General features: G+C 62.2%; 17 protein-coding genes. 8 read left to right on the forward strand and 9 right to left on the reverse strand.

The genetic code is table 11. From position 1 onward, the window contains the following. Nucleotides 1–6: 6 nt before the first annotated feature. Nucleotides 7–3,990, reverse strand: a complete 3,984-nt coding sequence (hrpA, locus tag AC07OE_RS08495; protein WP_495070479.1) for an ATP-dependent RNA helicase HrpA — start codon at nt 3,988–3,990, stop codon at nt 7–9. A 138-nt stretch (nt 3,991–4,128) separates the two neighbouring features. Between hrpA and argA the strand changes: the two genes are divergently transcribed. Both argA and AC07OE_RS08505 read left to right on the forward strand, forming a co-directional pair. After that, entirely contained in the window at nt 4,129–5,478 is a 1,350-nt protein-coding gene (gene argA, locus AC07OE_RS08500; protein ID WP_495070135.1) for an amino-acid N-acetyltransferase, read from the forward strand. 67 nt (nt 5,479–5,545) lie between these two features. Beyond that, nucleotides 5,546–6,199, forward strand: a complete 654-nt coding sequence (locus AC07OE_RS08505) for a DNA-3-methyladenine glycosylase I (RefSeq protein WP_495070136.1) — start codon at nt 5,546–5,548, stop codon at nt 6,197–6,199. Between the two features lie 11 nt (nt 6,200–6,210). On the opposite strand, the gene AC07OE_RS08510 is transcribed toward AC07OE_RS08505, so the two are convergent. Continuing rightward, entirely contained in the window at nt 6,211–7,275 is a 1,065-nt protein-coding gene (locus AC07OE_RS08510; RefSeq protein ID WP_495070137.1) for a DMT family transporter, read from the reverse strand. A 90-nt stretch (nt 7,276–7,365) separates the two neighbouring features. On the opposite strand from AC07OE_RS08510, the gene AC07OE_RS08515 reads away from it, so the two are divergent. From AC07OE_RS08515 to AC07OE_RS08525, 3 genes are read left to right on the forward strand one after another with little or no spacing between them, the layout of a single operon-like run. After that, nucleotides 7,366–8,310 carry a chromate resistance protein ChrB domain-containing protein gene (locus AC07OE_RS08515; RefSeq protein WP_495070138.1) on the forward strand — a complete coding sequence of 315 codons (945 nt, stop codon included), beginning with the start codon at nt 7,366–7,368 and terminating at the stop codon, nt 8,308–8,310. Then, on the forward strand, nt 8,307–9,662 hold the full coding sequence (chrA, locus tag AC07OE_RS08520) for a chromate efflux transporter (RefSeq protein ID WP_495070139.1): 1,356 nt from the start codon (nt 8,307–8,309) through the stop codon (nt 9,660–9,662). The genes AC07OE_RS08515 and chrA overlap by 4 nt, the downstream gene beginning before the upstream one ends. 8 nt (nt 9,663–9,670) lie before the next feature. Then, the gene (locus tag AC07OE_RS08525; RefSeq protein ID WP_495070140.1) at nt 9,671–10,318 is read left to right on the forward strand and encodes a rhodanese-like domain-containing protein; all 648 of its coding nucleotides are present in this window, start codon (nt 9,671–9,673) and stop codon (nt 10,316–10,318) included. Between the two features lie 7 nt (nt 10,319–10,325). On the opposite strand, the gene AC07OE_RS08530 is transcribed toward AC07OE_RS08525, so the two are convergent. Beyond that, nucleotides 10,326–10,805 carry a TetR/AcrR family transcriptional regulator gene (locus tag AC07OE_RS08530; protein ID WP_495070141.1) on the reverse strand — a complete coding sequence of 160 codons (480 nt, stop codon included), beginning with the start codon at nt 10,803–10,805 and terminating at the stop codon, nt 10,326–10,328. Continuing rightward, nucleotides 10,778–10,903: a hypothetical protein gene (locus AC07OE_RS08535; protein WP_495070142.1), complete on the reverse strand. Its 126-nt coding sequence runs from the start codon at nt 10,901–10,903 to the stop codon at nt 10,778–10,780. The genes AC07OE_RS08530 and AC07OE_RS08535 overlap by 28 nt, the downstream gene beginning before the upstream one ends. A gap of 148 nt (nt 10,904–11,051) precedes the next feature. Between AC07OE_RS08535 and AC07OE_RS08540 the strand changes: the two genes are divergently transcribed. After that, complete coding sequence (locus AC07OE_RS08540) at nt 11,052–11,969, forward strand: sterol desaturase family protein (RefSeq protein ID WP_495070143.1); 918 nt, start codon at nt 11,052–11,054, stop codon at nt 11,967–11,969. Between the two features lie 3 nt (nt 11,970–11,972). On the opposite strand, the gene AC07OE_RS08545 is transcribed toward AC07OE_RS08540, so the two are convergent. After that, the gene (locus AC07OE_RS08545; protein ID WP_495070144.1) at nt 11,973–12,488 is read right to left on the reverse strand and encodes a disulfide bond formation protein B; all 516 of its coding nucleotides are present in this window, start codon (nt 12,486–12,488) and stop codon (nt 11,973–11,975) included. 128 nt (nt 12,489–12,616) lie between these two features. Here AC07OE_RS08545 and AC07OE_RS08550 point away from each other — a divergent pair, with 128 nt between their 5' ends. Together AC07OE_RS08550 and AC07OE_RS08555 are read left to right on the forward strand one after the other, a co-directional pair. Then, nucleotides 12,617–12,889: an oxidative damage protection protein gene (locus AC07OE_RS08550; protein ID WP_029709568.1), complete on the forward strand. Its 273-nt coding sequence runs from the start codon at nt 12,617–12,619 to the stop codon at nt 12,887–12,889. Next, nucleotides 12,886–14,607, forward strand: coding sequence for an FAD-dependent oxidoreductase (locus AC07OE_RS08555; protein ID WP_495070145.1), 1,722 nt, complete (start codon nt 12,886–12,888; stop codon nt 14,605–14,607). The genes AC07OE_RS08550 and AC07OE_RS08555 overlap by 4 nt, the downstream gene beginning before the upstream one ends. Here AC07OE_RS08555 and AC07OE_RS08560 read toward each other — a convergent pair. The 4 genes from AC07OE_RS08560 to AC07OE_RS08575 are packed head-to-tail and all read right to left on the reverse strand — an operon-like array spanning nt 14,604 to nt 18,989. Beyond that, nucleotides 14,604–15,341, reverse strand: coding sequence for an ANTAR domain-containing protein (locus tag AC07OE_RS08560; protein WP_495070146.1), 738 nt, complete (start codon nt 15,339–15,341; stop codon nt 14,604–14,606). The genes AC07OE_RS08555 and AC07OE_RS08560 overlap by 4 nt on opposite strands. A gap of 12 nt (nt 15,342–15,353) precedes the next feature. Continuing rightward, nucleotides 15,354–16,322, reverse strand: coding sequence for an ABC transporter permease (locus tag AC07OE_RS08565; RefSeq protein ID WP_495070147.1), 969 nt, complete (start codon nt 16,320–16,322; stop codon nt 15,354–15,356). Beyond that, nucleotides 16,315–17,439 carry an ABC transporter permease gene (locus AC07OE_RS08570; protein WP_495070148.1) on the reverse strand — a complete coding sequence of 375 codons (1,125 nt, stop codon included), beginning with the start codon at nt 17,437–17,439 and terminating at the stop codon, nt 16,315–16,317. The genes AC07OE_RS08565 and AC07OE_RS08570 overlap by 8 nt, the downstream gene beginning before the upstream one ends. Then, nucleotides 17,436–18,989 (reverse strand): ABC transporter ATP-binding protein, encoded by a 1,554-nt coding sequence (locus AC07OE_RS08575; protein WP_495070149.1) that lies wholly within the window; start codon nt 18,987–18,989, stop codon nt 17,436–17,438. The genes AC07OE_RS08570 and AC07OE_RS08575 overlap by 4 nt, the downstream gene beginning before the upstream one ends. Nucleotides 18,990–18,996: the final 7 nt, after the last annotated feature.

Genomic DNA, 18,996 nt, shown 5'->3' on the forward strand with positions numbered 1-18,996 from the left:
CCTGGTTCAATTGCCAATCTGTGCCCAGGCCTTGTCCAGGCGCTTCACACTCACCGGCTGCGGGGTGCGCAACTCCTGGGCAAAAAAGCTCACACGCAGCTCTTCCAGCAACCAGCGGAATTCGGCCATGCGGTCGTCCACCGCACCCTTGCGCTCGGCCACCAGGCGCCAATAGCGCTGCTCCTGTGGGCGCAACTCGGCCAAGCGGGCCGCGTCACGCGCGGGGTCTGCGCGGTATTTGTCCAACCGCAGTGTGATGGCCTTGAGGTAGCGCGCCAGGTGTTGCAGCCGGTCCCACGGCGTGGCCTGCAAAAACTTCTTGGGGATCAGGCGGTTGAGCTGCTGCTGGGCGTCCGCGGTCGCATCCGGCGCATTCTTGGTGTCCTTGATCTTGCGTGCCGCCGCAGCGTACTCCAGCAGGATCACACTGGCCATGCGCGCCACCTCGTTGGCGATCAGGGTCAGGCGTCCACGCCCTTCGTCTATGCGGCGCTTGAAGGCGAACTCGTCGGTGGGCAGCGGGTCTAGCAAAAAGGCGCGGTCCAGCGCCACGGCGATGATTTGCTCGCGCAGCTCTTCCACCGTGCCCCCGCCACTGCCGTTGTCTGTCTTGCCCACGTTCATGTAGGCCACGGCCATCTTCTGCAGATCGGGGATGTTCTTTTCCAGGTACTTGAGCGCGTCCTTGATCTGGATGGCAAACAGGCGGCGCAGGCCGGCGCGGTGTTTGGCGGCTGCCACTTCGGGTTCGTCAAACACCTCCACCGTGACCGCGTCACCCGCGTCAATGAGCGCGGGGAAGCCAATCAGCGTCTGCCCGCCCTTGCGGATTTCCAGTAGCTCGGGCAGCTCGCCGAAGGTCCAGGCGGTGAAGCGGCCATCCAGAATGCTAGGTTTTGCTACGTTTTCGGTAGCTGCTCGCGCAGATTTGGCGAGGGCTGGGAGCCGATTCGGCAGCGCATTCTGCTCCGTGTCCTCCGCCCGCTGTGCGGGCTCCCCCTTTACCTGCGCAGAACGCACTGCCGAACCAGCTCCCGGCGACGCGTTTTGTGCCAGTTTGATCGACGCCAACGCCTGGAACGCACCACGGGCTTGGCTGCCCAGCTCGGCCTTGAGCGCGCCCAGGTTGCGCCCCTGCCCCAGCTGGCGACCATGCTCGTCCACCACGCGGAAGTTCATGAAAAAGTGCGGGCTCAGCATGTCGACCTTGATGTCAGCCTTAACGATGTCCAGGCTGGTCGCCTCACGCACCAGCTTGAGTACGGCCTCCACCAGCCCACCGGTGCCAAACTTCTCGGGCGCGTTCAGCGCCTCGGCAAACTTGCTGGCCGTATCGGGCAGTGGCACCAGCCGGCTGCGCGGGCGCTGGTGCAGGGTTTTGAGCAGCGCCTGCACCTTGTCCTTCAGCATGCCGGGCACCAGCCACTCGCAACGCTCGTCGTTCACCTGGTTCAGCACAAACAGCGGCACCGTCACGGTCAGGCCGTCGCGCGCGTCGCCGGGTTCATGCAAATAGGTCGCCACGCAGTCCACGCCACCCAGGCGTATGGTCTTGGGGAAGGACGCCGTGGTAATGCCTGCGGCCTCATGTCGCATCAGCTCTTCGCGCGTCAGCTTCAGCAAGTCCGGCTGCTTCTTCACCTCTTCGCGGTACCAGCGCTCAAAGCTGTAGCCGCTGTACACGTCAGCGGGCAGCTGCTGGTCGTAAAACGCGTAGATCAGCTCATCGTCTACCAGCACGTCTTGCCGGCGCGCCTTGTGTTCCAGGTCTTCCACCTGCTTGATGAGCTTCTGGTTGGCCGCCAAAAACGGCAGCGTGGTCTCCCATTCCTTGCCCACCAGCGCTTCACGGATAAAGATTTCGCGTGCGCCATGCAGGTCCACGCGGCCGTAGTTCACCTTGCGTCCGCTATAGACCACGATGCCATACAGCGTGGCCCGCTCCAGGGCCACCACCTCCGCGGCCTTCTTTTCCCAGTGCGGGTCCAGCAGCTGCTTCTTGAGCAAATGTCCGCCCACGTTTTCCAGCCACTGCGGCTCGATATGCGCAATGCCACGGCCAAACAGGCGGGTGGTCTCTACCAGCTCCGACGCCACGATCCACTTGCCGGGCTTCTTGGTCAGGTGGGCGCCGGGGTGAGCAAAGAACTTGATGCTGCGCGCGCCCAGGTATTCGCCGTTCTGCCCTTCCTCCAGCTTGCAGCCAATATTGCCCAGCAGGCCAGAGAGCATGGACAGGTGCAACTGCTCGTAGCTGGCAGGCTTGGTGTTCAGGCGCCACTTGTGCTCGGCCACCACGGTGTGCAGTTGGCTGTGGATGTCTTTCCACTCGCGCACGCGGCGCATGTTGACGAAGTTTTGGCGCAGCAGCTGTTCGTATTGCCGGTTAGACAGCTTGTGTGAAGCCGCCGGCGTCGTGGGCCGGGCTGCGGAGGGGGACGAAATTGAGCTTTGCGACGAGGAGCCCCCCGCAGTTCGGCTCGCGGCGCTGGCGGCTTCACCGCCACCGCGCGCGTCGTGAATCCACTTCCACAGCTTCAGGTAGCCCGTGAACTCACTCTTCTCATCGTCAAACTTCTGGTGCGCCGCATCGGCCTGCTGCTGCGCCTCCATCGGCCGGTCGCGCACATCCTGCACGCTCAGCGCAGACGCAATGACCAGAGCCTCATCCAGCGCCTCACGCGATCGCGCTTCCAGCAACATGCGTCCCACGCGCGGGTCCAAGGGCAAGCGGCTCAGTTCCGTGCCAAGTGGCGTCAGCTCATTCGCATCGTCCACGGCGCCCAACTCATTGAGCAACTGGTAACCATCGGCAATCGCACGACCGCTGGGTCGCTCCAGAAATGGAAAATCTTCCACGATGCCCAGATGCAGCGACTTCATGCGCAAGATGACGCCCGCCAAGGAGGACCGCAGGATTTCGGGGTCGGTAAACCGCGGCCGCCCGTCAAAGTCTTTCTGGTCGTACAGACGAATGCAAATGCCGTTCGCCACCCGCCCGCAGCGCCCGGCACGCTGGTTGGCCGAGCTTTGGCTGATGGGTTCCACCAGCAACTGCTCCACCTTGCTACGGAAACTGTAGCGCTTGATACGCGCCGTACCTGCGTCAATGACGTATCGGGTACCAGGAACCGTCAGAGAGGTTTCGGCCACGTTGGTCGCCAACACAATGCGCCGCCCGGTATGACCGTCAAAAATCCGGTCCTGCTCGGCGGGGCTCAAGCGCGCAAACAGCGGCAACACCTCGGCCCCGCGCATCACCGGCTGGTGACTCAAGTGCTTGCGCAGGTGGTCCGCCGCCTCACGAATCTCACGCTCGCCAGGCAGAAAGACCAGGATGTCGCCCTGGTTGTGCGGGTCGCGCCAGAGCTCGTCCACACCATCGGCAATTGCGTTGTTCAGATCGTACTCACGCGACTCTTCAAACGGCCGATAGCGCTGTTCCACCGGGAACATGCGACCCGACACCATGATCACGGGCGCCGGGCCCTTGCTGGACTTGAAATGGTCAGCAAAGCGCTGTGCGTCAATCGTGGCCGAGGTCACGATGATCTTCAGGTCAGGCCTGCGCGGCAGGATCTGGCGCAGATAGCCCAGCAGAAAGTCGATGTTCAGAGAGCGCTCATGCGCCTCGTCAATGATGATGGTGTCGTAGGCGTTGAGCAGCGGATCGGTCTGCGTCTCGGCCAGCAAAATACCGTCGGTCATCAGCTTGACCGAAGCGTCCTTGCTCAAACGGTCCTGGAACCGCACCTTGAACCCCACCACGTCGCCCAGCGGCGTCTTCAGCTCTTCCGCAATGCGTTTGGCCACGTTGGAGGCGGCAATCCGCCGCGGCTGCGTGTGCCCAATCAGCTTGCCGCGCTGACCTGCCGGGTAGTTGAGCTTGCCCCGCCCCATGGCCAGGGCGATCTTGGGCAGCTGTGTGGTCTTGCCCGAACCGGTTTCCCCGCAGACGATGACCACCTGGTGCGCCGCAATGGCGTCCATGATTTCGTCGCGTTTGCCCGACACCGGGAGCGACTCAGGAAATTCGATTTTTAACGTGCTGGCGGTCAAAGGGCGGTCTTCGTAGAGAATTGCGGATTATCCCTGCCCTGACACCCCTAGCCGACCGCCCCATCCGCAATGACCTCTGTCTTCAATTTCACCTTTGTGCCCTGGTTCCGGTCGGTCGCGCCTTATATCCACAAATTCCGCAACCAGACCTTTGTGGTGGGCATTGCCGGGGAGGCCATTGCGGCGGGCAAACTGCCCTCCCTGGCCCAGGATCTGGCCATGATCCAAAGCATGGGCGTAAAGATCGTGTTGGTGCATGGCTTTCGCCCGCAGGTGAACGAGCAGCTCAAGGCTAAGGGCCATACCGCCAAATACAGCCACGGCATCCGCATTACCGATGAGGTGGCGCTGGACTGCGCCCAGGAAGCTGCGGGCCAGCTGCGTTATGAAATCGAGGCTGCATTCAGCCAGGGCCTGCCCAACACCCCCATGGCCGACTCCACGGTGCGCGTGATTTCTGGCAACTTTATCACTGCGCGCCCCGTGGGCATTGTGGACGGGGTGGATTTTCAGCACAGCGGCCTGGTCCGCAAGGTGGACATTGCCGGCATCACCAAGACGCTGGACATGGGTGCCATGGTGTTGCTGTCGCCGTTTGGTTTTTCGCCGACCGGCGAAGCGTTCAACCTGGCCATGGAAGAGGTCGCCACCAGCGTGGCCACCGCGCTGCAGGCCGACAAGTTGATCTTTCTGACTGAAGTGCCCGGCGTGCGCATGGACCCAACCCAACCCGCCAGCGAAGACAACCCCATCGACACCGAGCTGCCGCTCGCTGCGGCCGAAAAGCTGCTCAAGGCCCTGCCCGCAGCCAACCAGCCCAGCGATGTCGCTTTCTACCTGCAGCACTGCGTGAAAGCCTGCAAGGCTGGCGTGGAGCGCAGCCACATCATTCCGTTTTCGGTGGATGGCGCCATCCTGCTGGAGGTCTATGTGCACGACGGCATTGGCACCATGGTGGTGGACGAAAAGCTCGAAGAACTGCGCGAAGCCACCGAAGAAGATGTAGGCGGCATCCTGCAGCTGATCGAACCGTTCGAGCGGGACGGCACGCTGGTCAAGCGCAGCCGCACCGAGATCGAACGCGACGCCGGCAACTACACCATCATCGAACACGACGGCGTGATCTTCGCCTGCGCAGCACTCTATCCCTACCCCGAAGCCAAGACAGCGGAGATGGCGGCGCTGACCGTGTCCCCCGACGTGCAAGGCCAAGGCGATGGCGAACGCGTGCTGAAACGTGTGGAGCAGCGCGCCAAGGCGGCCGGACTCGACAGCATTTTCGTGTTGACCACGCGCACCATGCATTGGTTCATCAAGCGTGGCTTTGTGCAGGTGGACCCGGAATGGCTGCCCGAGGCGCGCAAGCGCAAGTACAACTGGGACCGCAAGAGCCAGGTGTTGGTGAAGAAGCTGCTGTAACGCTGGCGGCGTTGCAGAACCCCGTATACTGTTAATAACAACAGTATTCAAGATACGGGAGCGTTCCATGCTTGACGAGACCACGGTGCCCGCGGGCCTATTTGCCGACGACAGCCAAACCCTGCGCTGCGTGTGGTGCCGCGCCACTCCCCATTACCAGCACTACCACGACCAGGAATGGGGCCTCCCCGTCAGTGATGACACCCGCCTGTTCGAGAAGATTTGTCTGGAAGGCTTTCAGGCAGGCCTGAGCTGGCTCACCATCCTGAACAAGCGTGAGGCTTTTCGCCAGGCCTTTGCCGGGTTTGACATGGACAAGGTGGCCAAGTTTGACGAGTCCGATGTGAAGCGCCTGGTGCTGGATGCCGGCATCGTGCGCCACAGTGGCAAGATCGCCTCCACCATCAACAACGCCCAGCGCGCCCAGGAATTGCGCAAGGAGTTCGGATCGCTGGCCGCCTACTTCTGGCAGTTTGAACCCGAATCCGCCAGCCGGCCCGGCACCATCACGCAGCAGACGCTGAGCGGCGTGACCACCTCACCCGAGTCAATTGCCTTGTCCAAGGACCTGCGCAAGCGTGGTTGGAGCTTTGTGGGGCCCACAACCATGTACGCCCTGATGCAGGCCATGGGTTTGGTCAATGATCACTTGGAAGGCTGCGCCGCGCGCGAACGGGCATTGGCCGCGCGCGCAGCTTTCAAGCCACCCGTCAAGGCCTGAGCCCGACCGCATCAGTGCGGGTGTAGATGCCGGTGGTGGATATCGGGGTAATGCACATGCTGGTGCGTCAGCGGCGCATGGGCGTGGGGATGGACATGGGGCTTGGCCATATCCCATGGAAACGCATGGCTGTGCTGGTGGTGTTCATCATGCCGATGCCGATGGCTGTGCGCCAGTGGCTCGTGGGTATGCAGGTGCGTGTGCCGTTCCCGCACATGCAGCCAGATGCCCAAGGCCATCAGCGCGGCGGCACACCAAAAGAGGGGGCCTGGCAAGGCAGGCCACAGCACCAGAGAAATCACCACCCCAAATAGCGGTGCAACAGAAAAATAGGCCCCGGTGCGGGCTGTACCGAGCGTGCGCAAGGCCACCACGAACAGCGTCAGGCTCAGGCCATACCCAAAAAACCCTACCACCATGCTGGCCCCTACCGTGGGCACAGAAGGGAGCGCCGCACCACCGGCCAGTGCCAGTGCCGTATTGCTGAGGCCCGCCAGCAGCCCCCTGAGCCCCGCTACCAACATGGCGTCGTGCGTGGAAACCTTGCGGGTCAGGTTGTTGTCCACCGCCCAGCAGAAGCAAGCCCCCACGATCAATACAGCCCCCGGCGAGAACATAGTCCCGGCAGGCTGCCAGGACAACAAGAGGCCCCCCACCACAATAACCGCCATACCCAGCACCAGCTGGCGGTCTGCGTTTTCCTTGAACACCACCCAGGCGATCAGAGCCGTCAACACACCTTCCATGTTGAGCAGCAATGAGGCTGAAGCACCATCTGTCTGCGTCAGCCCTCCCATCAACAGGGCAGGCCCCAGAAGACCACCAAACACAATCGCCCCTAGCAGCCATGGCACGTCGGCACGGGGAATTTTGAGGCTCTCAAGGGCGTGACCCTGCAGGCGCCGCCGCGCAACGCGCGCCAGCAACAGCAAAGACAACCCCAAGCCGCTCCCCAGGTACAGCAGGCCGGCCAGCAGCAGCGGCGGAACATCGCCAACCAGCAGTTTGGCCAAGGGCGTACTGGCGCCGAACAACAGGGCTGCGGCCAAAGCAGGAAATGCCGGACGAAGATACATGTTGGAAGTAAAACACAGCCGCATAACGATGCGCATTAAGTAGTTGAAAAATATATTGTGTCATTCATCACAATATGAGATATTTGCTACATGAACACATGGCTATTGCTGACCGCCACCTTGCCCACCCACCCCAGCGCCCTGCGTGTTCGGGTGTGGCGTGCACTCAAGGCCACCGGGGCCGGCACGCTGCGTGAAGGGGTGTACCTGTTGCCCACTACCGCCTCCACAGCCCAGGCGCTGTGGGAGATTGAAAGACTGATCCACGACAGTGGGGCTGATGCACACATGCTGCAGGTCAGCGCGCGGGACGCCATGCAGGAAGCGACTTTCGTGTCCCTGTTTGATCGCAGCGACCTGTATGCAGAACTGCTGCAGTCCATCAAGGAGACCCGCAAGCAGATCAAAACTGGCACAGAGAGTGAATTGCACAAAAGCCTGCGTGGGCTGGAGCAGCAACTCCACGCCATTCAGGCCACGGACTTCTTTCCCGGCAAACCGGGCGAAAAAGCCGGCGAAGCACTGCTTGTCCTTCGCCAAGAAGTCGCACAAAAGCTGTCACCCGGCGAACCCAATGCCCGCACCGAGGCCATCCCGCGCTTGGCCTTGGCCGACTTTCAGGGGAAAACCTGGGCCACACGCAAACGCCCGTGGATGGACCGCCTGGCCACGGCCTGGCTGGTCGCACGCTTTATCGACACAACGCCCCGTTTTGTGTGGCTGGACGATCCCAAGAAATGCCCCAAAACCGCCCTGGGCTTTGACTTTGACGGTGCCCGCTTCACCCATGTGGGCGACCTGGTGACATTTGAGGTAGTGGCTCGCAGCTTTGGCCTGGACGCTGACCTGGGCCTGCAGCGCCTGGGCCAGTTGGTGCACTACATCGACGTGGGCGGCATACCGGTGGACGAGGCCGCTGGCATCGAAACCCTGGTGCGTGGCCTGCAAGCCCAGCACCCCCAGGACGATGCCCTGCTGGCTGCCGCCTTTCCTTTTTTTGACACCTTGTACACCGCGCTGGCGGCCCGACCATGACGGACATTACTTCTGCAACGCCTCCAACCCGTCTCAGCTTTGGCGAGGCCTTTGTCTATTGGCTCAAGCTGGGCTTCATCAGCTTTGGTGGCCCCGCGGGGCAAATTGCCATCATGCACGAGGATCTGGTGGAACGCCGTCGCTGGATCTCGGAAAACCGTTTTCTGCATGCACTGAACTACTGCATGCTGCTGCCCGGCCCCGAGGCCCAGCAGTTGGCCATTTATATTGGCTGGCTGCTGCACCGCACCTGGGGTGGCATTGTGGCTGGCGTGCTGTTTGTGCTGCCTTCGCTATTCATCCTGATCGGACTGTCATGGGTATACATGGCCTATGGCCATGTGCCCGCCATTGCCGGCGTGTTCTACGGTATCAAGCCCGCCGTGACCGCGTTGGTGGTGCATGCGGCCTACCGCGTTGGCTCCCGCTCCTTAAAAAACGCCTGGCTCTGGGGCATTGCCGTGGCAGCGTTTGTTGCCATCTTTGCACTGCAATTGCCGTTCCCTGCCATCGTATTGGCCGCTGGCGTCATTGGCTACCTGGGCGGGCGCTACGCACCTGCCAAATTCACCGCAGGCGGCGGCCACGGAGCGGCCGCCAAGTCCTTGGGCCCTGCCCTGATCGACGATGACACGCCAACCCCGCCGCACGCCCTGTTTACCTGGGCACGCTTTGCCCGCGTGCTGCTCGTGAGCCTGGCCATCTGGTTGGCCGGTATGGGGCTGCTGGTGGCAGCCTATGGCTGGGACTCGGTGCTGGCACAAATGGGCTGGTTCTTCACCAAGGCCGCACTCATGACTTTTGGCGGCGCCTACGCAGTGCTGCCCTATGTCTTCCAGGGCGCAGTGGAGCACTACCAGTGGCTGACAGCGCCGCAAATGATCGATGGTTTGGCGCTGGGAGAAACCACGCCGGGTCCGCTCATCATGGTGGTGTCCTTTGTGGGCTTTGTGGGCGGCTGGACCAAGGCAATTTTTGGTGCTGACTCGCTGCTGCTCTCTGGCGCCATTGCCGCCAGCGTGGTCACCTTCTTCACTTTCCTGCCGTCATTCATGTTCATCCTGCTGGGTGGCCCTTTCATCGAATCCACCCATGGGAACCTGAAGTTCACCGCACCGCTGAGCGGTATTACCGCCGCGGTGGTGGGTGTCATCGTCAATCTGGCCGTCTTCTTCGCCTACCACGTGCTCTGGCCCCAAGGCTTGGGCGGGCATTTTGAGTGGGCCTCACTGACTATTGGTGCCATGGCTGCGCTGGCGCTGTTTCGCTTCAAGGTCGGCGTGATTCCTGTGGTCCTGACCTCCGGCATAGCTGGGCTGGTCTTGACCTTTCTGCAACCCCTCCCCGTCTGAGGACCACGATGCAAAACCCATCCACCATGACACCCGCCATGGAGCTGGCCCTGGCCAGCAACTTCGGCAGCAAAGAGGCTTGGTTAACAGCTTTTTTGACCACCGCCCAGGCAACCACCCAACCAGGTTCGGCACTGCTGGTGTTTCAGCCGCACACAGGGGTACTGGTGAACCAGTGGTCGCCGACCGCCAGCCCGGCTGGCAGAGACGAGCTGGTTCTGCTGGCGCTCAACCAGGACGCGTTCTCTGAAACCGCGGTACGAGACCCGGAGGCCTTCCTGTGCAGCATCCCATGGGACGAGGTCTACGCGCGCTACCAGAACGCCGTCCACGACGCCACCGAGTCTCTGGGTGCAACCCAGGCCGATGTGGCCGACGCCATCTTGCTGGACGTACGCCGTGCAGGCGTGTTTGAGAAAGCGCCCACCAAACTGGAGGGCTCGCAGTGGAAGGATCCTGCGGCCGTTGGCCAATGGGCGCGCGATTTGCCTGCGGACACGGAGATCATCGTCTACTGCGTCTATGGCCATGAGGTAGGCCGGGTCACGGCCCTGCGGTTGCAGGCAGCAGGCCTGAACGCGCGCTACCTGGCGGGTGGCATTGATGCATGGCAAGCCGCAGGACTTGCCGTAGAGCCCAAGCCCGTAAGCGCCTGAGCCTGCGTCAGGAAGCAGACGTGGCCAACACTGGCTGGCTCCATTGTTCAAACAGGGCTTCAATTTCAGCAGGCTTGTGGGGCCGGTTGCTGCCTAGCCACCAGGCCAACAGTTCAAACAACGCCCCACCCAGGTAGTGCGCTTGGGCCGCGGCCTGCCAGCCGCGTCCCTTGTTGTACGTGCCGGCCTGGACCAGCTCAATCAACAGCTCCCGGAAGCGGTCTTGCACATAGTGGCCTGAGCGGCGCCCCAGCAGGGCGCGGAATACATCCTGCGCCTCATGCACATGGGCAATCAGGCCCGACACAAACGCCAGGCGCCCCTGCTGCGCCGGACCCGCTTGGGCTTGCGCCAGCAAGGCATCCCGCAAGCCGGCAAAGTTCGCTTTGAGCAGCTCCTCCTTGTTCGGGTAGTGCTGGTAGAAGGTCGAGCGGCCAATATTGGCACGGTCGCACAGGGTTAGTAATCGATGGCGTCCCAGCCGCACTCCACCATCAGCGCCATCAAGGCTTCACGCAAGGCATCCCTGGTGCGTTGGATGCGGCGGTCCACCATGTCTGCGGGTGCGGGCGAACGGGTTTTCATACAAGTCTCCTGAACACCGGACGCAAAAGTGTCTGGTTATGGACGAAGGGCTTGGCACAGTGCTTGGTGGCCTGTACCAGGGACGGCAAGATGGCGGCCACGGAGCCTGTTATCGAACACGGTGTCCGCTATCTTTTCAAGGAATTGTATGCACCCTTCTTCCTCTGTGCCCTCACCAGCCCCAAGCTTCAAGCCACTGCGCGGTGTTGTGGGCAGTTTGGTCTCCTACCTCTTTTATCCGCTGTTGCTGGGCACCACATTGGCGCTTTACTTCGGTGCGCAGCTGCATGGCTGGAATCTGGCGACCGTCTTTGCCTGGATGGGCGGTGCGCGCATGGTGCTGATGCTGGCTGTGGAATTTGCCTTTCCCGCGAAGCCTGAGTGGAAGATGAGTTGGGCCAGCTTCACGCGCGATCTGAAGTACATGGCGGTGAACGGTGGCATCACCGGGCTTCTGAAATTCGGGCTGGGCTGGCTGGCGCTTGACCTGAGCCGCTACAACACGGGCATCGTGGCCAACACTTCCATCTTGGTGGAGTTTCTGGCGCTGCTACTGGTGTTCGAGTTTTTTCAGTACTGGTACCACAGGTTGAGCCATGTCGGCACGGGCCGCTGGGGCGCCTGGCTATGGAAAGTCCATGTAGCCCACCATTTGCCAGACAAGGTGTATCTGCTGATGCATCCCGTGGGCCACCCCCTGAACCTGTTGATCTCTCTGGCCCTGGTGCAGTGGCCGTTGGTGGTACTGGGCGCACGCCCGGAATCCATCTTTTTGTTCAACGCCCTCATGGGACTGCAGGGGCTGGTGTCCCACTTCAATGTGGACATCAAGGCGGGCCCCCTGAATTACCTGCTAGTGGGAGCAGAGTTGCACCGCTTTCACCACAGTGCGGATATGGCCGAGGCAAAGAACTTTGGGGTGTTGACGCCGTTTTGGGATTTGGTATTCCGCACTTTTGTCTACAACCCCAAGCGCTTCCCCACCGCGCTGGGAGTTCAAGCGCCGGGCCAATACCCCGCCAGCAGCGAAATGGGCAAGGTCTTGGCCCTGCCCTTCAAACCCTGAAAACTAGGCCCGGCGCAGGCTGCGCCAGGTCTGCAAAGAACCCACCAGCGCCAAGCCGCAAAAGCACAGGAACGACCAGTTGGCAATGGTGCCTCCCAGGAACGTCCAGTCGACCTTGCTGCAATCGCCCCCGCCGCGGAAGATCATGGGCAGTGCGCGCTTGAGGGGGAAGGTTTCAATCATGCCGTACAGGTCGCGCCCGCAGGACACCACCTCGGGCGGGTACCACTGCAACCAGCTCTGGCGCGCGGCCACGTAGGCGCCTAGTACCGACAGCACCACCAGCAGCACACCGCCGCCAACATGTAAGCCTTTTCTACTGCTAGCCACCGTCAGTGCTGCACAGACTGCTACCAAAACAAGAGCATACCGTTGCACGATGCACATCGGGCAGGGCTCCAGCCCCACCACATGCTGCAAATACAGGCCAAACGCCAGCAGCCCCACACACACCAGCGCCACCGCGCCATACACACGCCGCGGCGCGTGGTCCATCCAGTCCAGTACCAGTTTCAACATCAATGTCCCAAGGTTGATTGCAGCGTGTTGGTGCCGCCGCCGCGGCCGAAGTTCCCTGTGCCCGGAAGGGCCATGCAAACCCCATAAAATTCAGCCTTCTGATTTTTACACCATCCAAAGGCATCTCCATGGCACGCACCGTTCAATGTATCAAGCTGGGCAAAGAAGCCGAAGGCCTGGACTTTCCCCCGTACCCCGGCGAACTGGGCAAACGCATCTGGGAAGGTGTAAGCAAGGAAGCCTGGGCGGCCTGGCTCAAGCATCAGACCATGCTGGTCAACGAAAACCGCCTGAACCTGGCCGACGCACGCGCCCGCCAATACCTGGCCCGACAGATGGAAAACCATTTCTTTGGTGACGGCGCCGACGCCGCACAAGGCTACGTTCCGCCCTCGGCTTGACCCTGAACCGACTCACGCTCTGCCGCCTGCCTGGCGGCTGGGCGGGCGAAGCGTCTTGGACTGTGCTCGACACGCGCTTTGCAGCTGGCGAAGCGTTCCTGGATTGCTGGCAGGCTTGGCAAGCCGACCCGCAGCGACCCCGCATGCTGCATTACGTGGGCATCCTGAGCCTGCCAGAGCTGCAGGCACTGGGCACCCCTTCCTGTAGCGGCTCCCCACCCACAGACTTAGCCCAAGCACTGGTAGACCGGTGCCAGGACTTGGGCACCGGCTTTCACCGTTTGCTGCTGGACGGCGGCCAGGTGTCGCTCACGCTGTGCGTCGGCGATACCAAACCCGTGCTCGCCGAGCTCGCATTCAAAGCCAACACCGTCTGGGCGCAGCACGATGCCGGCTGGGACAAATGGACCGCTAAGGCCCTGGCGCGCTGCTGCCAGCGCGGTGCCCGCCTGGTGCTCCAGGCGGCGTCCGATCCGGCCAAAGACTGGCTCGCGGAAGCCGGCTTTGTAAATATAGAAGGCGGCGCCTATCTGAGCGCTGAATTCAACCCGCGCTGGTCTTTGGGGCCGCGCGACGCCGAGCCCCCCCGTCGTACACCGGCCCGCTGCGTCATCATTGGTGCGGGCCTGTCAGGGGCCAGCGTGGCCCATGCCCTCGCCTTGCGCGGCTGGGACGTCACCGTGCTGGACAGGCACCCTGCGCCCGCCAGCGGTGCCTCCGGCCTGCCAGCGGGTCTCGTCGTACCCCACGTGTCAGCAGACGACAGCCCGCGCTCGCGCATGTCACGCGTGGGCGTGCACTTGATGCTGCACCACGCCCGCACGCTGCTCCATGAGGGTCGGGATTGGCAACTGACGGGCGTGCAGGAGCAGCAACTCGACACTGCCAGGTCCCTTTGGCACACCGAGGCCGCCTGGATTCAGCCGGGGCAGCTGATCAAACGGTGGCTGGACCACCCCAATATTCACTACCAAGGCAAATCCCCGGTGGCCGAGCTGCAGCAGAACAGCGATGGTGCTTGGAGTTTGCAAGGTGCATCGGGTACTACGCTGGCACATGCCGATGTCGTCGTATGCGCCAATGCCACAGGCAGCGTGCCCTTGCTGCTCAACACGCAAACGGCGCCCATGCTCAGCCCCGGGCTGTCGCAAAGACTCTCCAGCTTGCAAGCCGTACACGGCACCGTCAGTCTCGGCCCCGTACCCCGGCCCATGCCCGCCACCTGGCCAAGCCACCCGGTCAACGGCCACGGCAGCTTTATTCCGGACGTGCCTCTCGCACCTGGCCGCACGTGGCTGGCCGGCGCAACGTTTGAGCCTGAAGCCATTCCCGAACGCACCAGTTCGGCCATCGCACCGCTCTACGAGCAGCACCAGGCGAATGCCAAGAAGCTGTCTGAACTGCTGCCCGTCATCGGCATGTACTTGGCACCCGAATTTGAAAACGGGCAGGTCAACCACTGGTCGGGCACACGCTGCGTGACACACGACCGGTTGCCGCTCGTGGGGCCCCTCATCGAGGGTGCACAGCCCTCGCTGTGGATGCAGGTGGGCATGGGAGCACGGGGGCTGAGTTTTTCTGCGCTTGGAGCGGAGTTGCTGGTAGCCCGCCTGTGCGGAGAACCCTGGCCCCTGGAAGCCAGCTTGGCGCGCAGCCTGGATGTGGGCCGCACCGGCCGCCGCCGCGGCGCCACGCGCAGGCCAGTATCAGAGGACTAGACGCGCTGCAGCAGGGCGAACACTTGCTGGGGATTGAACGGCATTTCCATCACACCCATGCAGCCCATGCGCTCGGCAAGATTGATGGTTTTCCAGCTCGGCTGTTGCACCACGGCGATCACACTGCGCTGGGGTGCGGGCATGTCCTGCAGATGTTTGACCATGGCCCACGCGTCGATTTTTTCGGCATCCACATGCACCAGCACGACGTCAAATGAACGTTCCTTGAGCTTGGTATCCAGCTGAGCCAGCGTTTCCACTTCCTCCAGCGCCGTGATGCCTGCCAATGCCAAACGGGCACGCAGGTACAAGCGCGCCTCGGAAGGCAGCGCTGCCAGCAGCGCGACGCGGATGCCGGGTGGCAACGCAGCCACCGTGGGCTCGTCGAGCGAGATGTCGATGTCTACATCGGGCGATGCCACGAACAACTCATCCAGCATGTGCACCATGGCGGCCCAGTCCACGGGGCGTTGTACGGTGCGCCAGGCGCGCGTCGGCGCCTGTGCGCCTACGCAAATCATCTTCAAATGGGGATTGAATCCGGGGGAGACCAGCTCCAAGCCAGCCTCGTAACTATCCACATCAATCAGGGCAACCTGCGGAGAAGCCGGAGACTCGGGCGACCACAGCGAATACTGCAGACCATCCCGCGCCGACAAACGGAACAAGGTGTTGAGCGAATGCCGCTCAACGTCGCTAAACCCTACAACCTTGACCCAAACGGTAGATGCCATACACCCGAGAGTCTAGCGCTCCTTGGTATACGGTTTGCCCAAGGCCTGGGGTGCTACCGCTTTGCCGATAAAGCCCGCCAACAGCACCACCGTCAAAAGGTACGGCAAGGCCTGGATCAGTTGCACCGGCACCTCGCCCATGCCCGGCACATGCACTCCCTGAAGGCGGATAGCCGCTGCATCAAGAAAGCCAAACAACAGGCAAGCCCAGAAAGCGCTCACCGGGTGCCAGCGGCCAAAGATCAGTGCAGCCAGGGCCATGAAGCCGCGGCCTGCCGTCATATTGGCCGAGAAGTTGGCACTTTGCGCCAACACCAAGTAACCGCCTGCCAGGCCGCACAACACTCCGTTGAGCGTAAGCGCGGTGTAGCGCAAGCGGCTGACCGACACACCGGCAGCATCCACCATCTGCGGGTTCTCCCCCACCGCGCGCAAGCGCAGCCCAAAACGGGTCCGAAACAACAGCCACCAGGTAGCGGGCACCAGCGCGAATGCCAGGTACACCAAGGCGTTGTGGCTTAGAAAGCCCAAGCCCAACAAATTGCCCACCACGGGAATGCGTTGGGCCGCCTCTTGCAGCGCCGGAAACAGCGGCTGTATGCGCACGGCCGCACTCACGGGCGGTGTCTGTCCGCCCTGCTCAAACCACGCAATGCCCAGCACCACGGTCATGCCGGCGGCAATGATGTTGATAGCCACACCCGACACCACCTGGTCACCCTTGTGGCTCACGCAGGCCAGACCATGCATCCACGACAGGGCCGTAGCCACGAGCACTCCAACCAGCAGTGCCAGCATGGTGGACTCGTAGGTGGCCCCCATGGCGCCAGCGGCAAACGCGGCAGCCAGCATCTTGCCTTCCAGCCCAATATCCACTACGCCCGAGCGTTCGGACAGCAAGCCAGCCAACGCGCACAAAATCAGCGGTGTGGACACGCGTAGCGTGGACGCCAGCATGGCAACAAACAACGTGTCATCCATGGCGCACCCCCACCTTGAAAACCTTGGCCACTTGCACCAATACCCAGCCCAGCATAGGCGCAATTACATACGTCATGGCACCGGAAAACAGCACAATAAAACCCTGCAGCATCACCACCATGTCGCGGCTGAAGCCCGTCACTTCGAAGGCCACCTCGGCCCCGCCCTGGAACAGCGCACCAAACAACACACTGGCGAAAATAATTCCCACCGGATGGTTGCGCCCCATGAGCGCAACCGCAATGCCAGTGAAGCCAGCGCCACTGACAAACTCCAGCAGCAAACGGCCGTTCACACCAGCAATCTCGTTCATGCCCACCAGCCCGGCAAGCCCGCCAGAAATAGACATGGCAATCATGATCTGGTGGCGGGAACGGATGCCTGCGTACTCCGCCGCACTGGGACTGGAACCTACGGCACGCAGGTGGTAGCCCGCGCGGGTGCGCCACAAGAACAGGTACACGCCCAGTGCGGCAGCCAGGGCCAGCAACAGGCTCAGGTTCAACGGCGAATCGGCCCACTCCACTCCCAACCAGCCAAGCGCTACATGCATGGCGGGCAGCTTGGCGGATTCCGCAAATGCCGCGCTTTCCACCGACATGGAGCCGGCAGGCCGCAGGTGGTTCACCAGCAGGTACACCAACAAGCTGCTGGCGATGAAATTGAACATGATGGTTGTGATCACCACGTGGCTGCCGCGGTAGGCTTGCAGATAGGCTGGCACGGCAGCCCAGGCTGCACCAAACAAGGCCCCCGACAGCACCATGAGCGGTAGCATGATCCAGGCTGGCAAGGCATGCGACAACCACAGAGCCACCAGGCCCACACCGAGCCCGCCCAAAATGGCCTGGCCTTCACCACCAATATTGAACAGGCCGCCATGGAAGGCCACGGCGACGGCCAGACCCGTGAAGATGAAGGTAGTGGCGTAGTAAAGCGTGTAACTGATCCCGCGCTGGGTACCAAACGCACCGTGGACCAGCACCGAGATCACTTCCACGGGGTCCTGCCCCACCAGAGCCACAACGCCAGCGGCAGCCAGCAAGGCCACCATCAGGCACACCACCGGCAACAGGACCAAATCCGCCCAACGGGGCAAGGGGTAGGCGCCGCTCATTGCGCACCTCCAGTCATCAGCAGGCCAATACCTGCTTCAGTGCAATCCTGAATGGCCAGCTCTCCGGTGACCCGCCCTTGGTTCATCACAATGACCCTGTCTGACAATGCCAAAATTTCATCCAGTTCGCTGGATACCACCAGCACCGCGCAGCCTGCGTCGCGCATGGCGCGCAGCTGCGAATAAATGAACTCGATCGCGCCGATGTCCACGCCGCGCGTGGGCTGGCCCACCAGCAACACCTTGGGCGACTGGCCCAGCTCACGCGCCAGCACCAGTTTTTGCTGGTTGCCGCCCGAGAACTTGCTGCTGCCCAGCTCCGGGTCGCGCGGGCGCACATCGAAGCGCTCCATCATGCGCGCCGTAGCCTGGCGCATACGTCCATGGGCCATCCAGCCACGCGTGGCATATTCGGCCAGGCCGTCATAGCCCAGTACGGCAGACTCCCAGGCCACAAAATCCATCACCATGGCACGCGCGTGGCGGTCTTCAGGCACATGGGCCAGGCCCATCGCACGAGCAGTTTGCGGGTCGAGCCAGCGCTGGGGGGCAAACTGCCGCCCACCCAATGCCAGACTGCCTTCTTGCGGCGACAGTAAACCGGACAGCACATCCAGCAACTCACTCTGGCCGTTGCCAGACACACCGGCCACGCCCACAATTTCCCCGGCGCGCAGCTGCAGGTTCAGACCCTGCAGGCGCACCACCTGCATGGCATCGCGCACCAGCACATCGCGCAAGTCCAGCAGCACTTCCCCCACGGGGCGCACGTCTTCATCCAGGCGACCCATCTGAACCTTGCGGCCGACCATAGCCTCCGCCAAACCTTCGATGGAAGCCTCTGCAATCGGCAGCTCCTGGACCACGCGGCCACCCCGCATCACAGTCACCCTGTCGCACAGGCCCATGACCTCCTTGAGCTTATGGGTGATCAGCAAAATGGTGGTGCCCTGTCCGCGTAATACGCGTAACACCTTGAACAAATGTTCGGTTTCCTGCGGTGTCAGCACGGCTGTGGGCTCATCCAGAATTAGCACCTTGGCGCCACGGTACAGAGCCTTGAGGATTTCCAGGCGCTGACGATCGCCCACCGGCAAGTCTGTAACGAGCGCATCCAGCTTGACTTGCAGGCCCGTGGCCCGCATGAGCTCATCCAATTTGCGGCGTACCGTGGCATCGGCCTTTTGCAGAAGCCAGTGGGGCTCGGCACCCAGCATTACGTTTTCCAGCGCAGTCAGCGTGTCCACCAGCATGAAGTGTTGGTGAACCATGCCAATGCCCTGGGCAATGGCATCGTCCGCGTTGCGTATGGTCACTGGCTTGCCCAACACGGCAATCGACCCACTGTCGGCCTGGTAGAAGCCGTAGAGGATGGACATCAGTGTGCTTTTGCCCGCTCCGTTTTCGCCCACGATGCCGTGGACCGTGCCACTGTGCACGCGCAGCTCCACATCCGCGTTGGCGGCCACAGCGCCAAACCGCTTGTTGATGCCACTCATGTGCACTGCCGGCTGGGCAGCCATGGCTGGCGATACGCTCTCTGAACTCAAATCTTGC

The sequence above is a fragment of the Rhodoferax sp. GW821-FHT09E07 genome (assembly GCF_059416145.1).